General features: G+C 43.4%; 26 protein-coding genes and 1 tRNA gene. 13 read left to right on the forward strand and 14 right to left on the reverse strand.

The genetic code is table 11. The features are described from left to right. Positions 1-309: 309 nt before the first annotated feature. From porV to FLA_RS30555, 5 genes are all read left to right on the forward strand, one after another. The gene (porV, locus tag FLA_RS30535) at positions 310-1,443 is read left to right on the forward strand and encodes a type IX secretion system outer membrane channel protein PorV (RefSeq protein WP_084206270.1); all 1,134 of its coding nucleotides are present in this window, start codon (positions 310-312) and stop codon (positions 1,441-1,443) included. Between the two features lie 81 nt (positions 1,444-1,524). After that, positions 1,525-2,010: a 2-C-methyl-D-erythritol 2,4-cyclodiphosphate synthase gene (ispF, locus tag FLA_RS30540; protein ID WP_076379839.1), complete on the forward strand. Its 486-nt coding sequence runs from the start codon at positions 1,525-1,527 to the stop codon at positions 2,008-2,010. A 30-nt stretch (positions 2,011-2,040) separates the two neighbouring features. Beyond that, positions 2,041-2,484 carry a dUTP diphosphatase gene (gene dut / locus FLA_RS30545; RefSeq protein ID WP_076379675.1) on the forward strand — a complete coding sequence of 148 codons (444 nt, stop codon included), beginning with the start codon at positions 2,041-2,043 and terminating at the stop codon, positions 2,482-2,484. A gap of 10 nt (positions 2,485-2,494) precedes the next feature. Further along, complete coding sequence (locus tag FLA_RS30550; protein WP_076379674.1) at positions 2,495-3,316, forward strand: DUF4292 domain-containing protein; 822 nt, start codon at positions 2,495-2,497, stop codon at positions 3,314-3,316. A gap of 66 nt (positions 3,317-3,382) precedes the next feature. Then, entirely contained in the window at positions 3,383-4,846 is a 1,464-nt protein-coding gene (locus FLA_RS30555; RefSeq protein WP_076379673.1) for a peptidoglycan DD-metalloendopeptidase family protein, read from the forward strand. 9 nt (positions 4,847-4,855) lie between these two features. Here the strand turns inward: FLA_RS30555 and bshA are convergent, their stop codons facing one another. From bshA to FLA_RS30570, 3 genes are all read right to left on the reverse strand, one after another. Beyond that, positions 4,856-5,992: an N-acetyl-alpha-D-glucosaminyl L-malate synthase BshA gene (bshA, locus tag FLA_RS30560; RefSeq protein WP_076379672.1), complete on the reverse strand. Its 1,137-nt coding sequence runs from the start codon at positions 5,990-5,992 to the stop codon at positions 4,856-4,858. Between the two features lie 136 nt (positions 5,993-6,128). Continuing rightward, positions 6,129-6,836, reverse strand: coding sequence for an SAM-dependent methyltransferase (locus FLA_RS30565; protein ID WP_076379671.1), 708 nt, complete (start codon positions 6,834-6,836; stop codon positions 6,129-6,131). A gap of 3 nt (positions 6,837-6,839) precedes the next feature. Continuing rightward, positions 6,840-7,622, reverse strand: coding sequence for an EI24 domain-containing protein (locus FLA_RS30570; RefSeq protein ID WP_076379670.1), 783 nt, complete (start codon positions 7,620-7,622; stop codon positions 6,840-6,842). Between the two features lie 33 nt (positions 7,623-7,655). Here FLA_RS30570 and FLA_RS30575 point away from each other — a divergent pair, with 33 nt between their 5' ends. Beyond that, entirely contained in the window at positions 7,656-8,312 is a 657-nt protein-coding gene (locus FLA_RS30575; protein WP_231940367.1) for a DNA-3-methyladenine glycosylase, read from the forward strand. A 6-nt stretch (positions 8,313-8,318) separates the two neighbouring features. On the opposite strand, the gene FLA_RS30580 is transcribed toward FLA_RS30575, so the two are convergent. Together FLA_RS30580 and upp are read right to left on the reverse strand one after the other, a co-directional pair. Beyond that, complete coding sequence (locus FLA_RS30580; RefSeq protein WP_076379669.1) at positions 8,319-9,338, reverse strand: PorP/SprF family type IX secretion system membrane protein; 1,020 nt, start codon at positions 9,336-9,338, stop codon at positions 8,319-8,321. 89 nt (positions 9,339-9,427) lie between these two features. Continuing rightward, positions 9,428-10,081 carry a uracil phosphoribosyltransferase gene (gene upp, locus FLA_RS30585; RefSeq protein WP_076379668.1) on the reverse strand — a complete coding sequence of 218 codons (654 nt, stop codon included), beginning with the start codon at positions 10,079-10,081 and terminating at the stop codon, positions 9,428-9,430. Between the two features lie 52 nt (positions 10,082-10,133). On the opposite strand from upp, the gene FLA_RS30590 reads away from it, so the two are divergent. Beyond that, on the forward strand, positions 10,134-11,231 hold the full coding sequence (locus tag FLA_RS30590) for an anhydro-N-acetylmuramic acid kinase (protein WP_076379667.1): 1,098 nt from the start codon (positions 10,134-10,136) through the stop codon (positions 11,229-11,231). On the opposite strand, the gene ade is transcribed toward FLA_RS30590, so the two are convergent. The 8 genes from ade to FLA_RS30630 form a co-directional block, all read right to left on the reverse strand. Beyond that, positions 11,228-12,865 (reverse strand): adenine deaminase, encoded by a 1,638-nt coding sequence (gene ade / locus FLA_RS30595; RefSeq protein ID WP_076379666.1) that lies wholly within the window; start codon positions 12,863-12,865, stop codon positions 11,228-11,230. The genes FLA_RS30590 and ade overlap by 4 nt on opposite strands. Before the next feature lie 443 nt (positions 12,866-13,308). Then, a complete protein-coding gene (trmD, locus tag FLA_RS30600) occupies positions 13,309-13,989 on the reverse strand; it encodes a tRNA (guanosine(37)-N1)-methyltransferase TrmD (RefSeq protein WP_076379665.1) in 681 nt (226 codons plus the stop codon). Positions 13,990-14,010: 21 nt separating this feature from the next. Next, positions 14,011-14,676 carry a porin family protein gene (locus FLA_RS30605; RefSeq protein ID WP_076379664.1) on the reverse strand — a complete coding sequence of 222 codons (666 nt, stop codon included), beginning with the start codon at positions 14,674-14,676 and terminating at the stop codon, positions 14,011-14,013. A 31-nt stretch (positions 14,677-14,707) separates the two neighbouring features. Next, the gene (locus FLA_RS30610) at positions 14,708-15,130 is read right to left on the reverse strand and encodes an RNA-binding S4 domain-containing protein (RefSeq protein WP_076379663.1); all 423 of its coding nucleotides are present in this window, start codon (positions 15,128-15,130) and stop codon (positions 14,708-14,710) included. 106 nt (positions 15,131-15,236) lie between these two features. After that, positions 15,237-16,607 (reverse strand): dipeptidase, encoded by a 1,371-nt coding sequence (locus FLA_RS30615; protein ID WP_076379662.1) that lies wholly within the window; start codon positions 16,605-16,607, stop codon positions 15,237-15,239. A 48-nt stretch (positions 16,608-16,655) separates the two neighbouring features. Further along, positions 16,656-17,669, reverse strand: a complete 1,014-nt coding sequence (locus tag FLA_RS30620) for a cation diffusion facilitator family transporter (protein ID WP_076379661.1) — start codon at positions 17,667-17,669, stop codon at positions 16,656-16,658. 48 nt (positions 17,670-17,717) lie between these two features. Then, positions 17,718-19,160, reverse strand: a complete 1,443-nt coding sequence (locus FLA_RS30625; RefSeq protein ID WP_084206267.1) for an LptF/LptG family permease — start codon at positions 19,158-19,160, stop codon at positions 17,718-17,720. A gap of 65 nt (positions 19,161-19,225) precedes the next feature. Continuing rightward, positions 19,226-19,609, reverse strand: coding sequence for an START-like domain-containing protein (locus tag FLA_RS30630; protein WP_076379660.1), 384 nt, complete (start codon positions 19,607-19,609; stop codon positions 19,226-19,228). A 213-nt stretch (positions 19,610-19,822) separates the two neighbouring features. On the opposite strand from FLA_RS30630, the gene FLA_RS30635 reads away from it, so the two are divergent. The 6 genes from FLA_RS30635 (at position 19,823) to FLA_RS30660 (ending at position 24,371) form a co-directional block, all read left to right on the forward strand. After that, complete coding sequence (locus tag FLA_RS30635; protein ID WP_231940368.1) at positions 19,823-20,695, forward strand: sigma-70 family RNA polymerase sigma factor; 873 nt, start codon at positions 19,823-19,825, stop codon at positions 20,693-20,695. A gap of 62 nt (positions 20,696-20,757) precedes the next feature. Next, positions 20,758-22,083 carry a signal recognition particle protein gene (gene ffh / locus FLA_RS30640; RefSeq protein WP_076379659.1) on the forward strand — a complete coding sequence of 442 codons (1,326 nt, stop codon included), beginning with the start codon at positions 20,758-20,760 and terminating at the stop codon, positions 22,081-22,083. Positions 22,084-22,244: 161 nt separating this feature from the next. Then, positions 22,245-22,691: a 30S ribosomal protein S16 gene (gene rpsP / locus FLA_RS32000; RefSeq protein ID WP_317043526.1), complete on the forward strand. Its 447-nt coding sequence runs from the start codon at positions 22,245-22,247 to the stop codon at positions 22,689-22,691. Positions 22,692-22,790: 99 nt separating this feature from the next. Beyond that, positions 22,791-23,303, forward strand: coding sequence for a ribosome maturation factor RimM (gene rimM / locus FLA_RS30650; protein WP_076379657.1), 513 nt, complete (start codon positions 22,791-22,793; stop codon positions 23,301-23,303). A 175-nt stretch (positions 23,304-23,478) separates the two neighbouring features. After that, a complete protein-coding gene (locus tag FLA_RS30655; protein WP_076379656.1) occupies positions 23,479-24,246 on the forward strand; it encodes a TatD family hydrolase in 768 nt (255 codons plus the stop codon). 38 nt (positions 24,247-24,284) lie between these two features. Then, a tRNA-Ser gene (locus FLA_RS30660) sits at positions 24,285-24,371 on the forward strand. Positions 24,372-24,542: 171 nt separating this feature from the next. Here the strand turns inward: FLA_RS30660 and yiaA are convergent. Then, on the reverse strand, positions 24,543-25,019 hold the full coding sequence (gene yiaA / locus FLA_RS30665; RefSeq protein ID WP_076379655.1) for an inner membrane protein YiaA: 477 nt from the start codon (positions 25,017-25,019) through the stop codon (positions 24,543-24,545). Position 25,020: the final 1 nt, after the last annotated feature.

Raw genomic sequence — 25,020 nt, forward strand, 5'->3', positions numbered from 1 at the left:
ACTGATTATTTAACGTTTGGTTTTTCGAAATATTGCAAGCGCACGTAGAATTGCGAATATATATGTTTTCGGTATCAAATATAATGTAACAGGATTTAATTAAAAAAAAGTAAAAAACTTCGCGGTTTCCTGAAAAAATTAACATATTTGCATCGTAACTCAAATCTACTGTTGGCCCTAACCAAATAAACCATTCGTTATTGATTCTACATTTACACCTATTTTTTTAACAAGAATGGCATGATAGTAAGCGTATTACCAGAATGGTGTATCTTATGTTCATGATTTTGAATCACCAAAAAACTCTAAATGAAACTGATTGCTTTCGGGGCTAAATCATTATTATTAATAATGGTCCTATCAGGCAGTATACTGGTAGCAAGCGCACAAAGTATTAACGTAGTAACAAGTGCGGTGCCCTTTTTACGCATATCACCCGATGCACGGGCCGGGGGCATGGGCGATGTGGGTATAGCTACCCTACCCGACGCCAATTCCTCTTTCTGGAACCAGGCAAAAATTCCCTTTGCTACTCAAAAATCAGCAATAGGTGTTACTTATACCCCCTGGTTAAGTGATATTACCAGCGATGTTTACCTGGCTACCCTGGCTGGTTACCACCAGCTGGATGAGGAACAGGCTATCACTGCTTCTCTGCGTTATTTTAACATGGGTAATATCCAGTTTACCAATATCAATAACGAGCCGTTAGGGCAATCTACCCCACGCGAGCTGGCTTTTGACCTGGGTTATACCCGCAAGCTTACCAGCAAGTTATCAGTAGGCGTGCAGCTACGGTATATCAATTCTAAACTGGTTACAGGCCCTGTGGGTAATGTTAACTACAAACCGGGTAACGCTTTTGCTGCGGATTTATCTGTGTTCCATAATGGACTGGATGATAAAGGCCAGGGTTTTACCTGGGGTGTTACTTTATCTAACCTGGGTACCCGCATCAGCTATACAGATAACGCGGCTAATAAAGATTATATCCCTGCCAATATGGGCGTAGGTGGTGCATACACTTTTGCTTTGGACGAAGACAGCAAATTAACATTCGGTGCCGACCTGAATAAGCTGTTAGTACCAGCAATGCCAGTGGGAGCCAGCACAGATGAGCAAAAAGAATATTACAATCGCAACGTGTTTGAAAGCTGGTTTAAATCGTTTGGTGGTGCTAATGGCGGTTTAAAAACTGTTCAGGTGTCTACCGGTGCTGAGTTTGCTTATATGAACCAGTTTTTTGCCCGCGCTGGTTACTTCTTTGAAGATAAATCGCAGGGAGGACGTAAGTACATCACCATGGGTGTAGGTTTCCGCTACAACATTGTAGGCGCTAACTTCTCTTATTTAATACCTTCCGGCTCAGGAGTAACACGTAACCCATTATCTAATACTTTACGTTTTGGACTTTCTTTCGACCTCTCTGGAAGTAAGGATTAGTTCGTAAACTGAAAATAAAAGGAAGCCAAAAGTAAAAAGGACAGTTTTGCCTTTTACTTTTGGCTTTTTTAATTGATATATATGGCAACAAAGTTAAGAGTAGGATCAGGGGTTGATTTTCACCAGCTGGTAGAAGGCAGGGATTTCTGGTTGGGTGGCGTTAAAGTTCCTCACATAAAGGGAGCTTTGGGGCACAGTGATGCAGATGTGTTGTTGCATGCTATCTGCGATGCTTTACTGGGCGCATTGGGCCTGGGTGATATTGGCCTGCATTTTCCGGATACTTCTAACGAGTTTAAAAATATTGACAGCAAAATATTACTGGCCCGGGTAATGGAGCTGATTAAAAAAGAGGGTTACCAGGTGGTAAACGTAGATAGTACCCTGTGTTTACAGGCGCCTAAAATAAAACCTTATGTGCCGGTGATGCAGCAAACCATTGCTGATATACTTGGGGTTTCGGTAAAAGAGGTTTCTATCAAGGCTACTACCACCGAAGAGCTGGGTTTTGTAGGCAGGGAAGAAGGTGTGGTTGCTTATGCCACCGCATTGCTGGAAGGCTGTTAAGTATTCAGGCAATTGCTTAGTTTTGCCACCGTGGAAAAATTAAGCGTTAAAATAATCAATCAGTCGGGGTTTTCACTCCCCGCTTATGCTACTACAGGTTCGGCCGGAATGGACATTCGTGCGCATTTAACCGAACCTATTATATTGCAACCGCTGCAACGGACCTTAGTACCAACCGGTTTGTTTATAGCACTGCCTGAGGGTTTTGAAGCCCAGATAAGGCCCCGTAGTGGTTTGGCTATCAAACAGGGGCTTACCTGCCTGAATACCCCTGGCACGATTGATGCAGATTACCGGGGGGAAATAAAAGTGATTCTGATTAACCTTTCCAATGAAGAACAAACCATTCAGCCGGGCGACCGCATTGCGCAGATGGTGATTCAGCAGGTTTCACAGATAGAATGGGAAGTGGTTGCCGATCTGGATGCCACAGAAAGAGGTAGCGGAGGATTTGGTCACACAGGGAAAATTTAAATAGTAACAGATGAAGTTTCTTGTTTATAGTGCAACAGCCTGTTTAGTACTGGCAGTAGCATGCCGGCCTGCAAAAAAAGTGCAGCGTATTGAAAATGCCATTTCTAAAAAAGACACCGTAGCGAAGGTGGTGGTGAAGCCTGAAGATGTAGTGGATTCTATGTCGCTGGTGCAAACCGAAGTAAAAAAACTGCATAATCATAAAATTCCCTTTACCACCTTTAGTGGCAAGGTAAGAGTGGAATATGAAGATAAAGACGGTGGCAACCAGGCCAACGCCAATATACAGATGCAAAAAGACAGTGCTATCTGGATCTCCCTTACAGGCCCGTTCAATATTGAAGGTTTTCGCCTGCTGGTTACCAAAGACAGCGTGCGCCTGATGAACAAAATCAAAAAAACGGTACAGTTCAGAAGTATTGAATATTTACAGGAGCTTACACAAATACCTTTTGATTTTTATACGCTACAGGACCTTATTATAGGCAACCCGGTATTTATTGATGGGAAAGTTCATTCCTACAAAAATTCAGACAATGGCTTGCAGGTGTTAATACTGGGCAAGTTATTTAAGCACCTGGTTACCATTGATGTACCTAACCAAAGGGTACTGCACAGCAAACTGGATGATGTGGATTCGGTGAGAAACAGAACCTGTGACATTACTTTTGATAAGTATGAAACCAATAACGACATCAGCTTTTCTACCTATCGCAAGATATCTGTAGCAGAACATTCCAGGCTGGATGTTTCATTAGAATTTAAAAAGTATAGCTTTACCGACCCGGTAAGTTTTCCGTTCAATATTCCGAAAAACTTTAAGAAGAAGTAATTTTATTTGACTGTCAACGTTTACTTTGTAAGTGTATACTTGAACCCATTATAAAGCCAGATTTGCATGACCACTAAAAAGCTGTTTTTATCCCTTGTTGTACTGTTGGTAACCCTGTCGGGTAGTGCCCAGACGAAAGATGAGATCCAGAAAAAACAGCAGGACTTGCAACAGGAGCTTGCCGATTTAAACAAAACCTATAACGAAATCAAGCAGAATAAAAAGATTTCGTTAGGTCAGCTGGCGGTGGTGCAACGTAAAATACGTGCCCGGGAAGAGTTGATTTCTACACTGAACAAAGATTTACGCCGTATTGATGATGATATTTATTTAACCACGCTGGAAATGAACCGCATGCGGCGTGAGTTAGATACTTTAAAGCAGAACTATGCGCAAAGCCTGGTTTTTGCTTATAAAAACCGCAGTAACTACGATTATCTCAACTTTATATTCTCTGCTACCAGCTTTAACGATGCCGTTAAAAGGGTAGAGTATTTAAGAAGCTACCGCCAGTTCAGGGCTACCCAGGTAGATAATATTGTAAAAACCCAGCAGGTATTACAGGAAAAATCCAGTTATCTGAGTTCCAGTAAAACAAACAAAAACAGTGCGCTGAAAGAACAGGGCGCTCAAATGATAGGACTGGAAGAGGAGAAAAAAGAGAAAGACCAGGTAGTACAGGAACTGAAAGGAAGGGAATCGGAAATTTCTGCCCAGATAAAGGAACGTGAGGTTTCGCGCCAGCGGTTAAAGAAAGCACTGGATCAGGCTATACGTCGTGAAAGAGAAGCGTTGATTCGTGAAGCCAAGAAAAGAGAAGAGCAGGCCAAAATAGCCAGAGAAAAAGCAGCCGAAGAAGACCGTAAACGTAAAGCGGCACTTGCTGCCAAAGAAGAGCAGGACCGAAAAGCGGCTGTTGCCGCTGCGAATGTGAATAAAGAAAAAGAAAAGGAGAATGCAACAGCTGCTGCACAGCCGCCACGCACCAATCCTGCACCAACTCCAAGCTCCACTACCACTCCGCCTAAAAAGGATGAGCCTGCAACAGGTATGGTAGGAATTGGAAATAAAAACCGGGAAGTGAGCATTTTTGAAACTACACCGGAAGGCCTGGAAAGATCATTGAACTTTGAACATAATAAAGGGCATTTGCCGTGGCCGGCCGATGCGGGCTATGTATCTACCCACTTTGGTCCTTATACCATTCCTAACACTCCTTTGCATGGTGTAAGTGATGGTATTGTAATTACCATGTCAAAAGGCGCCAGTGTAAAAGCTGTTGCAGATGGCGAGGTGTCTACTATCGCCGATTTTGGTGATGGACAGGCTGTAATTGTAATACACGGTAAATACTTTACTACTTATAGTAACCTGGGCTCGGTAAGTGTGAGTAAAGGGGATAAAGTGAAGGCGGGTACTTTATTAGGTAAAGTAGCTGCGGGAGACGATGGAGAAGGGCAGCTTACCTTTATGGTTACAAACGATAAAGGTAACCTGCTGAATCCCGAACAATGGTTAAAAAGAAAATAGAGGGGAGCCTTAAAAACAAGGCTCCATACGGCAGAAGCGGCTATACAGCTTCTCGTACTTAGGAATAATATTATGAATATCAAAGCGGCAGGCTTGCTCATAGGCCTGCTCTTTAAATATATTCAGTTTGTCTTCGTTGGTTAATAGCTCCACTACTTTTTCGCTCATAGCGGCTACATCCCCTACTTTGGTTAAATAACCGGTAACACCTTCTATATTCACTTCAGGTAAGCCACCGGCATTGGAACTGATCACTGGCATGCGGGCAGCCATTGCTTCCAGCGCAGCCAAACCAAAGCTTTCATATTCAGACGGCAGAATAAACACATCAGATACTGCCATAATCTCTTCCATTTGCTCCTGCTTCCCCAAAAAGCGCACATGCTCATCTACACCTAATTCTCTGGCCAGTTCTTCTGCCATAGGACGTTCAGGGCCATCACCCACCATTAAAAGCTTTGCCGGTACTTTGTCAATAGCACTGGCCAGTATTTTAATCACATCCTGCACTCTTTTTATCTTACGGAAGTTAGAAGCATGCACCAGAATTTTTTCATCGTTGGGGGCAATTACTTTTCTAAACGCGTCGATGGGCTTTTTATTGAAGCGTTTTACATCCACAAAGTTGTGAATCACATCTATATCCTTGGTAATCTGGAATGAGCGATAGGTTTCTTCTTTCAGGTTGTCCGATACCGCGGTAATGGCATCGCTTTCGTTGATAGAGAAAGTAACTACCGGTTCGTAGGTTTTATCGCGGCCTACCAGGGTAATATCGGTGCCATGTAATGTGGTAATAAAAGGAATTTCCCGGCCTTGCTTAGCCAGTATTTGTTTAGCCATATACGCAGCAGAAGCGTGTGGTATGGCATAATGCACATGCAGCAGATCCAGATCGTGGTTACGGATAACATCTACCATGGTACTTGCCAGTGCCACCTCGTAGGGTGGATAATCGAACAAGGGATAGGTAGGTACCCTTACCTCATGGTAATAAATGTTGGTATTAAAAACGTTTAACCGAACCGGTTGCTGGTATGTGATAAAATGTACTGAGTGTCCTTTATCTGCTAATGCTTTCCCTAACTCTGTAGCCAATACGCCACTACCCCCAAAGGTGGGGTAGCATACAATTCCTATACGCATGCACAATGGTTTAATTACTGCAAAGTAACAATCATTTCTCTATTTGGTTGTTTCGATAGCAGGAATAGTTAACCGGTAAGCCTACGGAAACAATAGGATAATGAATTGATAATGTGCTTATTATAGCAATTGAGTATCAGGCATGTAATAGAAAGATAACAGGCTTTTTGTGTTCGTCGGGCACCTGTTGTTTCCATTCTTTAATAGTGCGGGTACGTATGTTTTCGGTAGATGCCGTAATATCGGCGGCAATGCAAAACCGTGTTTCGGGGCGGCAGCTTTGCAATACATCGTTAATCAGCTGGTTATTACGGTAAGGTGTTTCTATAAACAGCTGGGTGCAGTTTTGTTTTAACGAATCGGCTTCCAGGTCTTTAATAGCTTTTTTGCGGGCGGTGGCATCTATAGGCAGGTAACCATGAAACCGGAAACCCTGACCATTCATACCGCTGGCCATTAATGCCAGTAGAATAGAGCTGGGGCCTACCAGAGGTTTTACTACCGCACCGTTTTTTTGGGCAGCAGCTACCAGTATCTGACCCGGATCGGCTACGCCAGGGCAACCTGCTTCGCTGATAATACCAATATTTTTACCTTGCTGTAACTGATCGGTAAAAGCATTTTTTACGGCGTCTTCGGCTTTGTGAATGGCAAACCAGGTATAGTTATCTATCACCATTTCACGCCATATCTTTTTTAAAAAGCGGCGTGCTGTTTTTTCATTTTCAACAAAAAAGGTATCACAGCTTTTTACAGCATCGGTAATATAAGCGGGCAGCACCTGCAGGGCCTGCTCTTCGTCGTGTAAAACAGTAGGTATTAAATAAACAGTTCCCAACGCCATACTTTACTTTTTGTTATCCAAAATTCCCGGTTTCTCTCTCACTCTACGCATGCTAAAGGTAGCGGCTATAATAGCATAGGCAGGAGCCAGCACCCATCCCAGCACAGGTACCAGGTGCATTAAAAAAAAGATAACTCCGTTGCCTACTGCCAGCCCCCTGTTATGGGTAATAAAATAATTACTGGAAGCAGTGCCTTTGTGCTTGCGGGCAAAGCTATAATCTATCATAGAAAACCCATAGTAAAAACATTCATTGGTAATAGCCATTACAGGCGTTGCCCAGCCCACTATAGGTATAATAGACAATAACAATAAAAAACAACTATATAAAATTTGCCAGCCTGCATTGCGCAACGCCACTTTTATACCACGGGTAATATCACTTTTTACTTCAGAAAACTGAAAGCGTAATTCCTGTCCTTCCGATATGGCATCGGTTTTTTCGCTCAGGTAGGCAAAAACAGGAGAGCCGATAATTAAGATCAGGTATTTAAACAGCGAAATGTACAGCGCCATTTGCATGAGCAGAAAAAACAGACCGGATAGTGTAAATAAAAACCCCAGTAAACCACTTTCTTTTTTAGCTATCCAGTTGGGCAAGCCAGTTTTAAGGCTTAACCATTCGATAAATTCACTGGAAGTTCTACCAAAGAAATACAGGCACAAGCAAAACAGAACGGCATATACCACACCTGGAATGATAATCCATTTCCATAGTTTGTGTTTTTGAATAAAAAAATGCGCCTGTCGGTATGATTGGATGGCTATTATTATCTCTTTTAGCACCTGGGGGTTTATTTTGCGGTTAAATTTAGGTTATTGCCACGTAAATCAAACCATATTAATCAATCAGAGGAAGTTTTTGGCTATGGGCAAAAACTGGACCAGTCGTTTTATTTACGCAAGAATGTTGTAACAATTGCCCGGGAACTGCTGGGTAAAATGCTGATAACTGTTTTTGATGGGGTGATCACTGCCGGCCGTATAGTGGAAACAGAAGCGTATGAAGGAGTAATAGACAAAGCAAGCCATGCGTATGGTGGCCGCAGAACCAACCGTACAGAAGTGATGTATGCAGCAGGCGGCACTGCTTATGTGTTTTTGTGCTATGGAATGCATCAGATGTTTAATGTGGTAACCAATGTAAAGGATACACCTCATGCTATTTTAATAAGGGCGGTAGAACCTGTAACAGGCATAGAAACAATGCTACAGCGAACAGGCAAGCCAAAGGCCGATTTTACGCTTACCCGTGGACCGGGAAATGTGGCAAAAGCGTTAGGCATTTCGGTAAAGCATACCGGCGAAAACCTGCTGGGCAATGTCATCTGGATTGCGGATGATGGCACTGTTTATTCCGATGAACAGGTGGTAGCTACTGCCCGTATAGGGGTAGACTATGCCGGTGAACATGCTTTGTGGCCTTACCGTTTTATAGTAAAAGGCAATAAGTATGTAAGTGGAAAAAAGAAATAACCTGTGTTAGAACTTAGGACAAGGCAGGCCTTTTGATTCGGCAGGCTTGTTAATATAAATAAGAGATATCTCTATACCCCCACGGCTGGAAGATGCTGTTTTCAATTGTGATGTGTTTACATCATAACTAACTCCCAAACGCATAGAGCTGAATTCAAGTCCCAGGTAAGGAATGATGGCATCGTTTAAGCGCATCCAGGCTCCGGTGTATACACTTACGGGGTTATAATCGGGATCACCCGTCATAAACTGTATAGCGCCACCTGCTACTGTTTCAGTTGCTTTAGCCTGTGAGCTGGTTAATAAGCTCAGGTGTAAAGTGGTTCTTTCACCTATAGGAGTGTAGCCGCCTGCATGAAAAGTAACCCGGGGATTTAACAGATAAATTAATTCGTTGGGCCCGGGGTTAAAACTTTGTTTGGGCCTGTTGATATGATAAATGCTAAAACCTGCGTAAAAATTATTTCTATCGGTGGTGCTGCCCGTATATAAAACACCGGCATTTACATCAAAGTAGTTGTTCTTTAAAGTGCTGCCGCCAAATGCTTCCGAAGTGGCGCCGGTAAAGCCCGAACTGGTAAGCTGATCTTCAAATTTCAGTTCACCGGTATTAATCATCATGTTACTATACGTAGTTTGAAAGCCTAATCCAATCTGGTGGTAGCCTTCTTCGTCCAAACCTTTATGGTAGGCAGTACTCATAGTAAAGTAATTGAACTTTACTGCACCGTTGGCGCTTTTGTCGGTAAAGCCCATGAAACCCAGGCCCCAGGTGTCAGTGCTGGGAATGCTGCTGCGTAATATGGGAAAATCAACAGATGCGGTAGCTGTTTGATAGGCTCTGTTAATTGTGGGCCATTGATTGCGGTAGTTTCCGGCAATACGGATATTGCCATCAAACTTACCCGTAAAGGCGGGGTTGAGGGTTAAGGGTGAGGCAAAAAACTGCGAAAAATGCGGGTCTTGTGAGGTTGCATTTTCTGTTATGCCCCATATTGCTATAAACAGCAGTATGTATTTTCTCATCAGAAGGGATTGCTCATTAAAAGTAAGATAAACTTATCTGTTTTAATGATGCCCGGCTTAATAAATATGTAAAAATTTAATATTTAGGATTATGATTGCATTTTGGTACCAAAAGCCAGGTCGCCCGCGTCGCCCAATCCCGGTACAATGTAACCTTTGGCAGTTAATTCATCATCAATATCGCCGCACCAGATTTTAATGTCTTCTCCTGCCTGTGCTTTTACCAGTTCAATACCTGTGGTGCAGGCAATGGCTGCTACTACGTGAATGGCAGCAGGTGTGCCTTCTGCTTTTAAGCCGGCAATGGTTTTTACCAGTGAAGCGCCGGTAGCCAGCATAGGATCGCTGATAATAACAATGCGACTGTCCAGTGGAGGACAGCTTACATAATCCAGGCTTATTTCAAATGAACCATCCCGGTTGTGTTTACGGTAGGCGCTTACAAAGCCATTGTCGGCCTTGTCAAGGTAATTGAGCATGCCCTGGTGCAACGGAAGTCCGGCGCGCAGAATGGTGATTAACACCGGTTGCTGAGCCAGTAATTTACTGCTATGGATGCCCATAGGAGTTTGTACGTCTACAGTTTCCCAGGGTAATTCTTTGCTGATTTCATAAGCGGCTATCTCGCCAATACGTTCCAGGTTGCGGCGAAAACGCATACGGTCATTTTGTACCTCTACATTTCTTAATTCGCTTACCCAGTTGGTTACCAGGCTGTGTTGGTCGCTTAAATTGATTACCATGCAGCAAAAGTAGAAATTCGAAAGTAGAAATTGATTTTTTACTTTTGCCGGTATGATATACAGGGTAATAGGTTTAATGAGCGGGTCTTCGCTGGATGGTTTGGATATAGTATTAGCCGAACTGGATGAAAGTCGTGGTAAATGGTCTTATATTATAAAAGCATCACATAATTATGCTTATGATACTGAATTTGCGCAACGGCTTGGTACTGCAGCTTCGCTGCCGGCTTATGAATACCTGCTGTTGCACAGTGAATTTGGTAAATTCTGTGGAGAAAAAGTAAATGAATTTATAGATACTTACCAGCTGCACCACCAGGTGCAGTTGATTGCTTCTCATGGACATACGGTGTTTCATGCACCACAGTTGGGCACGACTTCGCAGCTGGGTGACGGAGCTACTATTGCGGCAACAACCGGTATTAACGTAGTGAGTGATTTGCGTGCGCTGGATGTGGCACTTGGCGGACAAGGCGCACCTATTGTGCCTATGGGCGAAAAACTGTTATTATCAGGATACAACTGGTTTTTAAATATCGGTGGCATTGCCAATATCTCTTTAAACAATGCATCGGATTATAAAGCATTTGATGTGTGCGCTGCTAACCGGGTGTTAAACCTATTAGCGCAACAGGCGGGTAAAAGCTTTGACGAAGGTGGTCAGCTGGCGGCAACCGGTACAGTACACACCGGGCTGCTTACACAGCTAAACGCATTACCTTATTATCAGCAACCAGCGCCTAAATCGTTGGCCAACCAGTTTGGTACAGATGAAGTATACCCTTTAATAGCTTCTTTCCAGCTTCCGGTAGCAGATGCACTGGCTACCTATATCCAGCATATTGCCCAACAGGTGGCTTATGCCGTAAATGCGGTAAAAGCACAGGTGGCACAGGATGGAGGAACCATGCTGGTAACCGGCGGTGGTGCTTTAAACACCTTCCTGGTGAAACAGTTAACCAATGCTTTACAGCCTTTGGGAATTACTGTTGAAGTACCGGAAGAGCAGCTGGTACAATATAAAGAAGCATTAATTATGGCCCTGCTGGGTATACTGCGTTGGAGGGAGGAGAACACGGTGTTAAACAGTGTTACCGGAGCCCGCCGCAGCAGTATAGGTGGTGCAGTGTGGATTGGCCAGGAGTTTTAATGAACAAAAGAGAAACTATCTCCATCAAACAGGCCAAGGTCGCTCAGTTTTAAATGCGGTATTACCAGCAATGCCATGAAGCTTAACGTCATAAACGGAGAAGCCAATGTGGCACCTGAGGCTTTGGCCAGTTTATCTATAGCGGTATATTTTTCTGCTACCGCATAACCATCTTCCTGGCTCATAAGGCCGGCAACCGGCAATCCTATTACCAGCTCCTGTCCATGAATACCAGTGCAGCTAATGCCGCCCTGTTGTTCAATCACCAGGTTAATGGCGTTAGCCAGGCTATCGTCATCTGTGCCTACAGCAATAATATTATGACTGTCGTGTGCTACGCTGGATGCTATAGCACCATGTTGTAAGCCAAAATTCTTTACCCAGGCAATAGCAGCCGGGGCTTTGTGATAACGGTTTACTACTACTATTTTCAGAATATCACGGCTGGTGTCACTTATTACGTAGCCATCTTTTGCCAGGGGGGCATACAAGCCTTTATTGGTAATAAGCTGTCCATCCAGCGCTTCAATCACCGGTATGGTTTCCTGGTTTACAAAAGGCGCTTGCAGGCCTGCACTGTTAATAGCGGTGCAATTAAACTGGTTAATGGGTTTGACTGTGTGACTGGATAATTTGCTTACGCCTTTGTCTGCTACCAGTTCGCCATTAATATAGGTTTGATCTACTGCAAAGGAAGTAACGTTTTGCACCACAATAAAATCAGCAGGATCTCCCACACGTAGCAAACCTACGTCCAGCTTATAGTGTAGTACCGGGTTTACACAGGCGGTTTGCAATACTTTAAACAGTGATACTCCTTTGGCCACTGCGCGTGCGCATAGTTGGTTGATATGCCCTTCTACCAGGCTGTCGGGATGTTTGTCGTCGCTGCAAAACATCATATTGTCAGAATGCTCATGCAACAAATCTACCAGGGCATTGAAGTTTTTGGCAGCACTGCCTTCCCTGATCAATATTTTCATACCGTATTGTAGCTTATCCAGTGCTTCTTCGGCTGTAAAGCATTCGTGATCGGTAGAAATACCGGCAGCAATATATTGCCTGGCCTGCTCGCCACGTAAACCGGGGGCATGACCATCTACCGGTTTGCCGGCTGCATGTGCAGCTGCTATCTTATCCATTACTTCCGTGTCTTTGTGCAATACTCCCGGGAAGTTCATCATTTCGCTCAGGTATTTAATCTCAGGCATGGCCAGTAAATCGGCCACATCCTGTGTATGTAAGGTGGCGCCTGCTGTTTCAAAAGTGGTGGCAGGTACACAACTGGGGGCGCCAAAGTTGAACTTGAAAGGCGTTTGCTTACCGTTTGCAATCATAAAAAGCACGCCTTCCATGCCACACACGTTGGCTATTTCGTGTGGGTCGCTTACGGTGGCTACTGTGCCATGCACTACTGCCAGGCGTGCAAACTCTGAAGGCACCAGCATGCTGCTTTCAATGTGTACATGACTATCTGTGAACCCAGGCATTATAAAGGGAAGTGAAAGGGTAGAGGTGGTAGCTGGTAGTGGTAAAATAGCTGCTATTTTGCCGTTCTCTACTTTTATTTCTGCGGGATAAATCTCTTTTTTCCAAACATCTGCTAATTGCCCCGTAATAGTAAAATCAGGCATAGTGTATATAGTTTTAACTGCAATAGCAATAAAAGTACAGAAATACCCTAAAAGCAGGGCAACAGATGGAGGAGTGCAGGAGAACTAAGTTAGCAAACGGCCTTATCAACAAAACAGACGGGTAAATGGATGAAGAGAGTGCTATGGTACAAAAACCCTATCCGATAAAAAGTTGTCTGATAGGATTTTTGTACGCCAAAGCAACTTTACGCCTTTGAAAGCTGCTCTGAATGTTGTTATTCAGATATGGGCTAACAAGGTCTTTCTGATATTGGATTGGAAAACGGGGAGCTCTTTCGAAGCTTGAATCAAAACTAATTACTTGTAATATGATTTCCTCGGTTTTTCCGTTATTGAAATAACCGTATCGGACATAAAATGCCTTATTGGGGCATTAATGTCGCCACATTATCATCGTAAAAGGATGCTTAATTAGTTACAACTCATTGTTCGTCAAACAAATCAGGACGTCTTTGGCGGGTTCTTTCCACTGATTGATCATAACGCCAGTCTTCAATCTTTTTAGGATCACCGGACAGGAGTATTTCCGGAATTTTCATGCCCATAAAATCGGCAGGGCGGGTATATACCGGCGGTGCCAGCAGATTATCCTGGAAAGAGTCGGTTAAGGCAGAAGTTTCGTCATTTAATACGCCAGGCAGCAAACGGCCAATAGCGTCAATAACCACAGCGGCTGCTAATTCGCCACCACTTAATACAAAATCACCAATGGATATTTCCATGGTTACATACTTATCACGAATGCGTTGATCTATGCCTTTATAGTGTCCGCAAATAATCAGCAGTCTTTCTTTTAACGAAAGCATGTTGGCAGTACGCTGGTTAAACGTTTTGCCATCAGGCGTCATATAGATAATGGCATCGTAAGCGCCTTCCTGTTGCAATTCTTCAATGGCATTGGCTAAGGGCTCACACATCATTACCATTCCTGCCCCGCCACCATATTGATAATCATCTACCTGTCCGTATTGGTTTACAGCCCATTTCCTCAGCAAATGCACCTTCACTTCCAGTAGTCCTTTTTCCTGCGCACGCTTCATAATGCTATGCGAAAGCGGGCTTTCCAGTAACTCGGGCAATACGGTGATGATATCTATTTTCATAGGGCAAAGATATATAAAGGCTTACTTTCCAAATTGATAGAAAATGCCTGCCTGGCCTATATAGTTACGGTACGAAGCTTCTTTGGTAGTGAGTACATTGGTTAATCCTAATGTAGCACGTGTGTAAAAGCCTAAGGGTATTTTCTGTAGCTGGTAACCCAGGCCCAATGCCAGTGAGCATTCTACCGTGTTGGACTGTGATAGCATATCACGGGTTTGTCCGCCAAAATGCGTGCTGGTACCCTTTACGTTTATTTTGGTAAGAAACCCTATTTGCGGGCCGGCTTCCAGGTACAGGCGAGGTTTTATCCGGTACTGCATCATTATCGGAACGTTAATACAGGTAAGATCAAAGTCAAGACTAGCTACGCCTGATAAATCATAATAACTATAGTGCGAGCGTAATTTATACTGTTGTGATGAGTATAGCACTTCGGGTTGCAGATACCACTTTTTGCCCAGGGCCAGGTTTACAAAGGCTCCGCCATGAAAGGCAGCGCAAAGCCTGCTGCTGAATATCATGTCTTTAACGGGATAGCCCATGGCCGCCAGTGTGGCATTTGCCGCTTTGTTATAGCTGATAGCGCCGGTGATATTCACGCCGGCTTTTAGCCCGTAGGTAAAGCGTTGGGCAAAAGAAACACATATGATCATCAGCAATGCTGCTGTGAACACTACTTTTTTCATTGGATATTGGTTTAGGGATATGCTGTTTGTATTATTCTTCTACAGGCGCTTCTTCTTCGTCGTCGCCCATAAAACCGTCCAGCTCGCGCCGGTCTTTTTTGGTAGGCCGTCCTATTTTGCTTAGGCGCTTACCGGTATGGAAACTGGATGCATCCGATTTTACCTTATCCAGTTCTTCAGGTGGGGTAAGGTCGGTATAATGGAGTATGGCTTCTGAATATTGTACACGGCGGTCCAGCAGGCCGGTGACTTTAATCACCCATTTGCGGGCTTCTGTTTTCACGTCATATTCATCTCCCAGGTTCACTGTTCGGGAGGCTTTCACAGAGCTGCCCTGCAGTTTCACCTTGCCTTTATCGCACGCATCAGCTGCCTGGCTGCGTGTTTTAAATAACCGGATAGCCCAGAGGTATTTATCAATTCGTAATTTCTCTTTCGGAGCTGCTGTATTCATATCTCAAAATTAGAAAGCATAGTAGCAGGAGGGGAAAGTAAACGGGAAACAGGCCATTCACAATAGATGCGATATCCTGTTTCCCGTTAGCAAACCTCATTGGCTGTTACTTCTTCATTTCCGCATAATACTGGTGGAAATAAGGAATGGTTTCTATGCCTTTATAAAAATTAGCTACATCGTATTTTTCGTTAGGGCTGTGCAGGTTATCGCTGTCTAATCCAAAGCCCAGGAAAACGGTTTTACACTGCAAAATGCTTTCGAATAAGGCTGTGATAGGAATGCTTCCACCACCTCTTACCGGGATAGGCGTTTTGCCAAAAGTGGTTTCAATGGCTTTGGAAGCTGCCCTGTACTCATCCGAATTAACAGGAGTCATATAAGGATCGCCACCGTGGTGTGGAGTTGCTTTTACCTGCACATACTCAGGAGCAATGCTAAGCAGGTGGTCAATTACCACTTTAGTCATTTTTTCGCTCATTTGATTAGGCACCAGACGACAGCTTATTTTGGCAAAAGCTTTAGAAGGCAATACAGTTTTAGCGCCTTCCCCTGTATAGCCACCCCAAATGCCGTTTACTTCCAGGGTAGGACGTATGCCGGTACGTTCGTTGGTGGTAAAGCCTTTCTCACCCCATAAAGCATTTACACCCAGGTCTTGTTTGTATTCTGCTTCATCATAAGGGGCTTTAGCCAGTTCTGCTCTTTCAGCAGCAGGCACTTCCAGCACATCATCATAAAAGCCAGGTATGGTAATATGGTTGTTTTCGTCGTGCATGCTGGCTATCATTTTAGCCAGAATAGTGATAGGGTTGGCTACTGCACCACCATATACACCACTGTGTAAATCGCGGTTAGGGCCGGTTACCTCTACTTCAATATAAGTAAGACCACGTACACCTACATCAATGCTTGGGTTTTCCAGGCTTAACATAGCGGTGTCGCTGATTAATATTACATCGGCTTTCAGCAGCTCTTTGTGTGCTTCTACAAAGTCCTGCAGGTTGCGCGAACCAATTTCTTCCTCCCCTTCAATTAAAAACTTGATGTTTACAGGCAGGCTGTTAGTTTGCGTCATGGTTTCAAAAGCCTTAATGTGCATGTAAAACTGGCCTTTGTCGTCGCACGCACCACGGGCATAGATCTTACCGTCTTTAATAACGGGTTCAAATGGTCCGCTGTTCCACAGTTCCAATGGATCGGCCGGCTGTACATCGTAGTGGCCGTATACCAGTACGGTGGGTTTAGAGGCATCTAAAAATTTCTCACCGTATACTACCGGGTGGCCGGGAGTAGGGTAAATGTCTACTTTGTCAGCGCCAGCTTCCAGCAAACGTTGCTTTACGGCTTCTGCGCAGCTGATCATATCGTTTTTATGCTCACTTCTGGCACTTACGCTGGGTATACGCAACAAGTCAAGCAGTTCATTTAAAAACCTGTCTTTATGTTGTTGCTGGTAATCTTTCCACGCTTGCATATATGTAATTGTTTTTTTGAATTTAAGCAGCGAAGATAAGTTGAATGGCTAAATACCCTGCAACTTGCCCGCTTCGTTATTGTGTTTAACATTGGAAATAAGGTTTTTCAATGTCCATTCCATCCGGTGTGTAAAAGGATGTTCCCTTTTTGTGCAATCTTCCTTTATACAAATAGGGCAGCCAAAAGGTAAACAGCCGTCGGTGTGAACAAACATTTCAAAGGCATCTCCAAATTCGTCTCTTATCAATTTGTGCAGGGCATCCACTTCCACATGTGCTTCGTGTACGTTCAGGTACCAGGGAACAGTAAGGTGGCAGTCTACATGCAGCAGACTTCCGTATTTAATTACGCGCAGGTTGTGCATATCTACCCAGTTATGCCGGCGGTTTTGATTGAGTATGGCTACCAGGCGTTCCAGCAGTTCCATATCTGCTTCATCCATAATGCCAGCCAGCGAGCGGCGGAGTATTTTATACCCGTTGAAAATAATAAATACGCCCATAGCCAGGGCTATGGCTTTATCCAGCCAGTATAAGTGTGTAACAAGAATAACTAATAGCCCCAGTACAATTCCACCGGTAGAGTATGTGTCCAGTTGCAAATGCTTCCCGGCGCTTTGCAGGGCAATAGATTGATTGCGTTTGCCGGTGCTGATGCAGTAGGCGCCGGCTATGTAATTAATGATGGCTGTAATTGCTATTAATATAAGCCCGCTATCCAGTTGCTGAATAGGTTGCTGCTCAATAAAATTGAGGATGGTTTCATAAATCACCATTACACCAGCGCAAATTACCAGGGTGCCTTCCGCGGCTGCGGATACAAACTCGGCCTTGCCATGTCCGTATGGGTGATCGGTATCGCGTGGTTTAGCAGCCACATACAGGCTATATAAGCCTATTACACCAGCCATAATGTTCACAATGCTTTCCAGTGCATCAGTTAATATAGCCAGTGAATGCGTTAAATACCAGGCGGCTATTTTAGTAACGAATAAAGCTATTGACAGCACGGTGATCCATTGCTGCACTTTCAGGTTTTGTCTGGCTGTGGTCAAAAGCACTAATTTGTGCAAAAGTAGTAAAAAGCCCCGGCTACAGCCGGTTTGCGGCTATCCTAACTTTTCTTCCTTCGTTTTTTTAGCCAGCTTTTTTAATTTCTTAAATATGCGGAAGTAAGCTTCCTTGTTGAACAGTTGTGAATCGCGCATGGCTTTTACAGTAAGGAACAAACCTATCGGTATTAACACAAAGGTGGAAAGCCACATGCCTACACCTGGTGAGGTAACGCCTTCTTTGGCAAACTTTTCACCCATGGTGTTTAATATGTAGAAAACAACGAAGAATATGATAGCAAAGATCAAAGGCATACCCAAACCGCCTTTCCGGATGATAGAGCCTAAGGGGGCACCTATCATAAACAACACCAGGCAACCTACTGATAAGGTAAACTTCCTGTTCCATTCAATCCAGTGCTTACGCAATACCTGGCGTTTGGTAGAGTAGTCAACTGCTATCTGGTTAATGTTACTGGTGATCATGTTTATTTGCGAAACAGCTCTTTCTGTAACCTGGCTACTGATACTGTCAGCCACAAAGGCGTCAAAGCTTTTTGCTTTTTTAACAACTGGGAATTTGAATCTTTTCCAGCTACTGTCGCCAAAACGGGCAAAAGTGAGGTAGGCGCTGGTTTCCCGTTTGGCCCGGTCGTAGAAGATATTAAAGCCTTTGTTTAACGAGTCGATAGAGATGGTCAATTGCCGAACGCTCAGCATTTTAGGATCGTACTTAAACAGGGAGTCTTCTGTTTTGTTGATCTTAAAACTGCTCAGGTCCATTACCTTTTTATACTCTTTAAAGCCTAAGCGGATAAATTCTGTACTTAGTGAGTTGTGTGGGCCATTTTCTTCATACCGCCAGCCATTTTGCAACACAAATTCCAGGAATTTTTTATCAGGTGTAACGCGCATGATACCGCTTTCCGATACCAGCATCCTGTCCTGTAAATTGTAGGCTTTTTCGTAAATGATCACATTGCGGATAGTGCTGTCATCTTTTTCTTTCTTACCTATCTTAATTACGAAGCCATCAATTTTATCGTAAAATACACCTTCCTTAATATCAAAGGCGGGCTTGGTTACAATGATGTCGTATTTGAGGGCATTCAGTTTCAGGTTTACAACCGGAATAACGTTGTTGGCAAACAAAAAGGCAATACCACTTAAGCCAATAGTTACCAGCAACAGCGGGCGCATAAAGCGTACCAGTGGAATGCCGGCAGATTTAATGGCCACCAGTTCAAAGGTTTCGCCAAGGTTCCCAAAGGTCATAATAGAAGATAGCAATAGTGCCAGGGGCAACGCCATAGGAACGTTAAAGGCGGCTACATATCCAATCAGCTTTAAGATGGTAAACAGGTCAAGCCCTTTACCTACCAGGTCATCAATGTACAGCCAGAAAAACTGCATCACCAACACAAACAGGGAGATAAGAAAAGTAGCAAAAAAAGGCCCTACAAAGGCCCTTATAATGAGTTTATCAAGTCTTTTTATCACTTCTTTATCTCCTTACATTTTAGCTTCTGCGATGCCGGTAATTCCACTATATAACTAAAAACGCACTAGTTTCCCAAACGATGAAACAGATCTTTTACCTGGTATTCCCAAAGTTGGCTTTGGTCTTTAATTTCACCTTTCTCTGCAAAATCTTTTATTACCAGGATGGTTTGATTGGTGATCTCTGTTTTTTCAATCCTGAATTCAAAATATTCTTCTTTAGCCAGGTGTAACCAACGGTAACGAACATATTTATCTAATTCTTTTTCAATCAGTTCTGCTTTATCGGGGGTTCCTCCGTTCCAGGAAAAGCTGAATACATTATCCCTCTCATCCACTTTATCTGCAAACCACTCCTGTAAGCCAGCCGGGGTAGACAGAAATTCGTACAAAATGGCCGGTGAACATCTTACAGGGTATTCCAGCGTATATATCTGTTTTTTACTCATTACACATCGTTTAATCATCAACAATCAAGGGCTGCAATAATATTAAATAATTAATAGCCCCGAAATAATTTTTCTATCAAATTACGGGCACCCTGTAAAAGGCTGTTTTTCAGGCTTTTCATATGGAAAAAAAATTGCTCATATTTATAAAAAATGTTAAATTGCTAGAAGACTACCTGTTTTTTGCTGTTTTAGACTACTAAACACCTGCATATGAGCATGCGCCAATTAAAAATCACCAAATCGATCACTAACCGTGAATCACAAAGTTTAGAAAAATACCTTCAGGAGATTGGCAAAGTGGGAATGGTAACGATTGAAGACGAGGTAAAACTTGCTGCTGAAATTAAAAAAGGTAACCAGCTATCGCTGGAAAAGTTGGTAAAAGCCAACCTGCGCTTTGTGGTTTCTGTTGCCAAACAGTATCAGAATCAGGGCCTTTCGCTGCCCGATTTGATTAATGAGGGCAACCTGGGGCTTATAAAAGCTGCCATCCGGTTCGACGAAACCAAGGGGTTTAAATTTATTTCCTACGCTGTGTGGTGGATCAGGCAAAGTATTATGCAATCGCTGGCCGAGCAAAGCAGGCTGGTGCGTTTGCCGCTGAACAAAGTAGGACTCAACAACCGTATTACCAAAGCCTGCCAGCAGCTGGAGCAGGAGTTTGAGCGGGAGCCTACGCCCGAAGAAGTGTCTGACCTGCTGGAAATTAGCCTGGAAGAGGTGGCGGCCAGCATGAATATCAACTCCCGGCATGTGAGCATGGATTCACCTATGTCTGATGCAGAAGACGCTATTACCCTGATGGATGTGATGGTAAATGCGAATGCCGACAGCACTGACAGGCAGCTGGACCACTACGAATCGTTACGGCAGGATATAGCGCGGTCGTTGCTTTCGCTTACCGGCCGGCAAAAAGATGTGGTGTGTTATTTTTTTGGAATAGGAGTAGATCATCCACTGAGCCTGGAAGATATAGGAGAGCGCTTTAATTTAACCCGCGAACGGGTTCGCCAGATAAAAGACAAGGCTATCAGCAAGCTTAAAACCAAAACCTGTAGCCATTTAAGAGTGTACCTGGGCTAATTAACCTACTTACTACTGCAAACTCTAACCTATATTTGCGGTTCTAAAAGCCCAGAATTGCTATGTTCCAGAACCTGTCTGAGAGGTTAGAAAGTGCATTTAAGAACCTGAAAGGCGAAGCCCGCATTTCAGAATTGAATATTGCCAATACCGTAAAGGATATTCGCCGTGCATTAATTGATGCCGACGTTAACTATAAGATTGCCAAGGAGTTTACTGATAAAGTAAAAGAAAAAGCCTTGGGCGAAAAAGTGTTAAACGCTATTAGTCCCGGCCAGTTGATGGTGAAAATTGTGCAGGACGAACTGGCGGAGTTAATGGGAGGTAAGGAAGCGGATTTTTCCATTACCGGCAATCCGGCTGTTATCCTTATTGCAGGTTTACAGGGTAGTGGTAAAACCACTTTTACCGGTAAGCTGGCTAACTATCTCAAAACCAAAAAAGGCAAATCGCCATTGGTGGTGGCAGCAGATATTTACCGTCCGGCGGCGATTGACCAGCTGACCGTACTGGCCGAGCAAATTGGGGTAGATATTTATGCCGAGCGGGAAAATACCGATGCAGTAGCCATTGTACAAAACGCGATTAAAGAAGCGAAAGCTAAAAATAAGAATGTAGTCATCATCGATACTGCCGGCCGTTTAGCGGTAGATGAGGTGATGATGACCGAGGTGGCTAATATCAAGGCTGCCGTAAATCCTACCGAAATCCTGTTCGTGGTAGACTCTATGACTGGTCAGGATGCCGTAAACACCGCCAAAGCCTTTAACGACAGGCTGGACTTTAGTGGTGTGGTGCTTACCAAGTTAGATGGCGATACCCGCGGTGGTGCGGCGCTTTCTATCCAATACACTGTTAACAAGCCCATTAAGTTTGTAAGTAGTGGCGAAAAAATGGAAACGCTGGATGTGTTTTATCCTGAGAGGATGGCACAGCGTATCCTGGGCATGGGTGATATTGCGTCCTTAGTTGAGAAGGCGCAGGAGCAATATGACGAAGAGCAGGCCCGTAAGCTGGAAAAGAAAATCCGCAAAAACCAGTTCGATTTTCAGGATTTTCTGGATCAGTTGCAGCAGATTAAGAAAATGGGTAACCTGAAAGACCTGATGGGAATGATCCCCGGCGTAGGTAAGGCCATTAAAGATGTGGATATCAGCGATGATGCTTTTAAAGGCATAGAAGCAATGATCAACTCAATGACTCCGCACGAACGTTCTAATCCTGACGACATTACGCCTTCCCGCCGTGTGCGCATTGCCAAGGGCGCTGGTAAGGAGTTGAGCGAGGTAAATGCATTTATGAAGCAGTTTGACCAGATGCGTCAAATGATGAAAATGATGAATAAAATGCCCATGGGCCGTATGCCTGGTATGATGGGCAGAAGATAGATGGGGTAACATTCTTCATTGAAATGTTAAGTCTTGTCCGAAGTACGAATTTGGGAGAAAGGAATTTTGGAATTTATTTTCCGAAAGAGTACTTTTGCCCTCCATTAAAAAGTTAACCTAATTGTTTAGCCTTTAAATGTCTATTTAACATGGCCGTAAAAATGAGATTACAGCGCCACGGGAGCAAAAAAAGACCATTCTACTTTATTGTAGTTGCAGATGCCCGGGCCCCTAGGGATGGTAAATTCATCCAAAAGATTGGTACGTACAATCCACTTACTGTACCCGCTTCTATCAGTTTAGACCGTCAGAAAGCGTTGGAATGGTTGCACAAAGGTGCTCAACCTACCGATACAGTTCGTAGAATCCTTTCATTCAAAGGCGTATTGTACCTGAAACACTTGTTAAGAGGTGTGAAATTGGGATTGTTTGATGAAGCTACAGCAATGACTAAATTTGCTAAGTGGCACGAAGAACATGAAGCAAAACTGAAGCAGCGTAGCGAAGAGAACAAAAGAACTCAACGCGCAAAACGTCCAGGTAGTGCTCCTGTAAGAAGGGTTGCACAAAGGAATGATCAGCCTGCTGATGGTGCTGCTGAAGCATAATCGGATCAATGAAATTCCCTGTAAAAGTCCCGGGCAACGACTGCTTGGGACTTTTATTTTTTTATGCACTTTCCAGGGTTATATAGCCGCGTAGTATTTATGGAATACATTCATATTGGAAAAATAGTGGCCACGTTTGGCGTAAAAGGCGAATTGGTGTTATTACATGCCTTAAATAAAAGAAGCACTTTAAAAGGCGTGGAAGCTGTGTTTATAGAAGAGCGGGCAGGTAGCTGGCTGCCTTATTTTTTAGAAAGTGCCAAAGCAAAATCTCACACAGAAGCTTATATCAAAGTAGAAGGGGTGGATACAAAAGAAGCCGCCAGTAAGCTGATACAAAAGAAGGCATGGCTGCTGGATGCCGATTTCAGAAGGCTGGCAGGTGCTAAATCTCCGGTAAGTTACCTGGGCTACCAGTTAATTCATGAAGAAGAAGCTTTAGGCCCGATAGAAGAAGTAATTGAACAGCCACACCAGGTGTTATTGCGCATTACTTATAAAGGCAATGAAGCACTGATTCCTTTACATGATGAAACTTTACTGAAGGTAGATAGGGACAAACAGGAATTGCATGTGGTGTTACCGGAAGGGTTACTGGAAATTTATGAATAACCTTAGTATAACAAGACGTTATTAAAAAAAGAAGGCCGAGGTAAAGACCTCAGCCCGTTTTTAATCCGTACCCTATGAAAACTTGACCAAATGTAACGCTTGTTAGTATCTCTCCAAAAAAAAATTATTAACATTTTTTCTAAAGGGTCATAAAGTATAGTTAAATAGAAAAAATATGCGTCTAATAGATACTCATACACATTTATATAGTGATGATTTTTCGGGTGACAGGAAGGAAATGATTCAAAGAGCGCTGGACGCGGGTATCAGCCGGTTATATATGCCCGGTATAGATAGTACCTGCATTGATGATATGTTATTGTTGGAACAGCAATATCCGGGAGTGTGTATTCCTATGATGGGATTGCATCCGTGTTATGTAAAAGAAAACTATAAAGAGGAATTACAGATAGTAAAAGACTGGCTGGATAAAAGACCTTTTACGGCTATTGGTGAAATTGGAATGGATTTTTACTGGGACACTACTTTTGCCGATCAGCAACTGGAAGCGTTCAACTTACAAATGCAATGGGCTTTAGATAAAAATCTGCCTATTATTATTCATACCCGCAATGCCATGCAGCCTACTATAGATGCTGTAAAGCCGTTTGCCGCAAAAGGATTAACGGGTATATTTCATTGTTTTAGTGGTAGCTATGAAAGTGCTGTGCAAATTATTAACATGGGCTTTTATTTAGGGATAGGGGGCGTAATTACCTATAAAAATGCCGGCTTGCCTGCTGTACTGGAAAAAATAGACCTGGCGCATATGGTGCTGGAAACTGATGCACCTTACCTTACGCCGGTACCTTTCAGGGGTAAAAGAAACGAAAGTGCCTATATGGTGCATGTAGCTGAGAAACTGGCAGATACCAAACAGGTAAGCATAGAAACAGTGGCAAAAATTACTTCTGAAAATGCTTTGAAAATTTTCCGCGATTAATGAAAGGAAATTGTATTTTTGCCGCCCTGTCGGAAATTGGAAACGTGTCCGAGTGGTTGAAGGAGCACGCCTGGAAAGTGTGTATACGGGAAACTGTATCGCGAGTTCGAATCTCGCCGTTTCCGCAGAAAAGAAAGCCTGTAAATCAAATATTTGCAGGCTTTTTTCATTTTGATTACTTTCTGAAATAAAAATAATTCACAGGTAGTGCCGGTGAAACTGGTATTTATAAAGGGAAAAGCCTCTTGATCAATAAAGATCAGAGGCTTTTTTAAATCCCCAGCTTAACAACTAGTTTAAAAATTTTTGAAACGTTCTGTTGGTTCTGTACGCTGGCTGTTATCAGTAGTGTTTGTTGATTGTTGCTGTTGTGCGCTTTTCATATCGCGGGTGTTTTTTTGAACCGCAATGGCTGCAAACAAACTTAAGGTGTACGACATGGCGTAAAAGCCTTTTTCGCTTTTAGACATAGCAGCGTTCCATAGGCCAATGGTAAGCAACAGAACAGACAGTAGGGTGGTAAACCAGGCCAAACCATAATAAAGGTTAGTTACCGGAATACCTTCCAGCTGGTCACGAACTGATTTTTGTACCGAAATAGCGGAAAAAAGGCCGAATAGTAATACTGTAAAATAATACCCCTTTTCGTTTAGCTGCATTTCTGCATTCCATAATCCAATATTGTAAGCGACCATACCTGCTATTAAGCAAATCCAGGAAGCAGCGATAAAAGCATTAGAAGGTTGTTGTTGTTGGCTGAGTTTCTGTTCCATA

It is taken from the genome of Filimonas lacunae (genome assembly GCF_002355595.1).
In the GTDB taxonomy this organism is placed as follows: Bacteria; Bacteroidota; Bacteroidia; order Chitinophagales; family Chitinophagaceae; genus Filimonas; species Filimonas lacunae.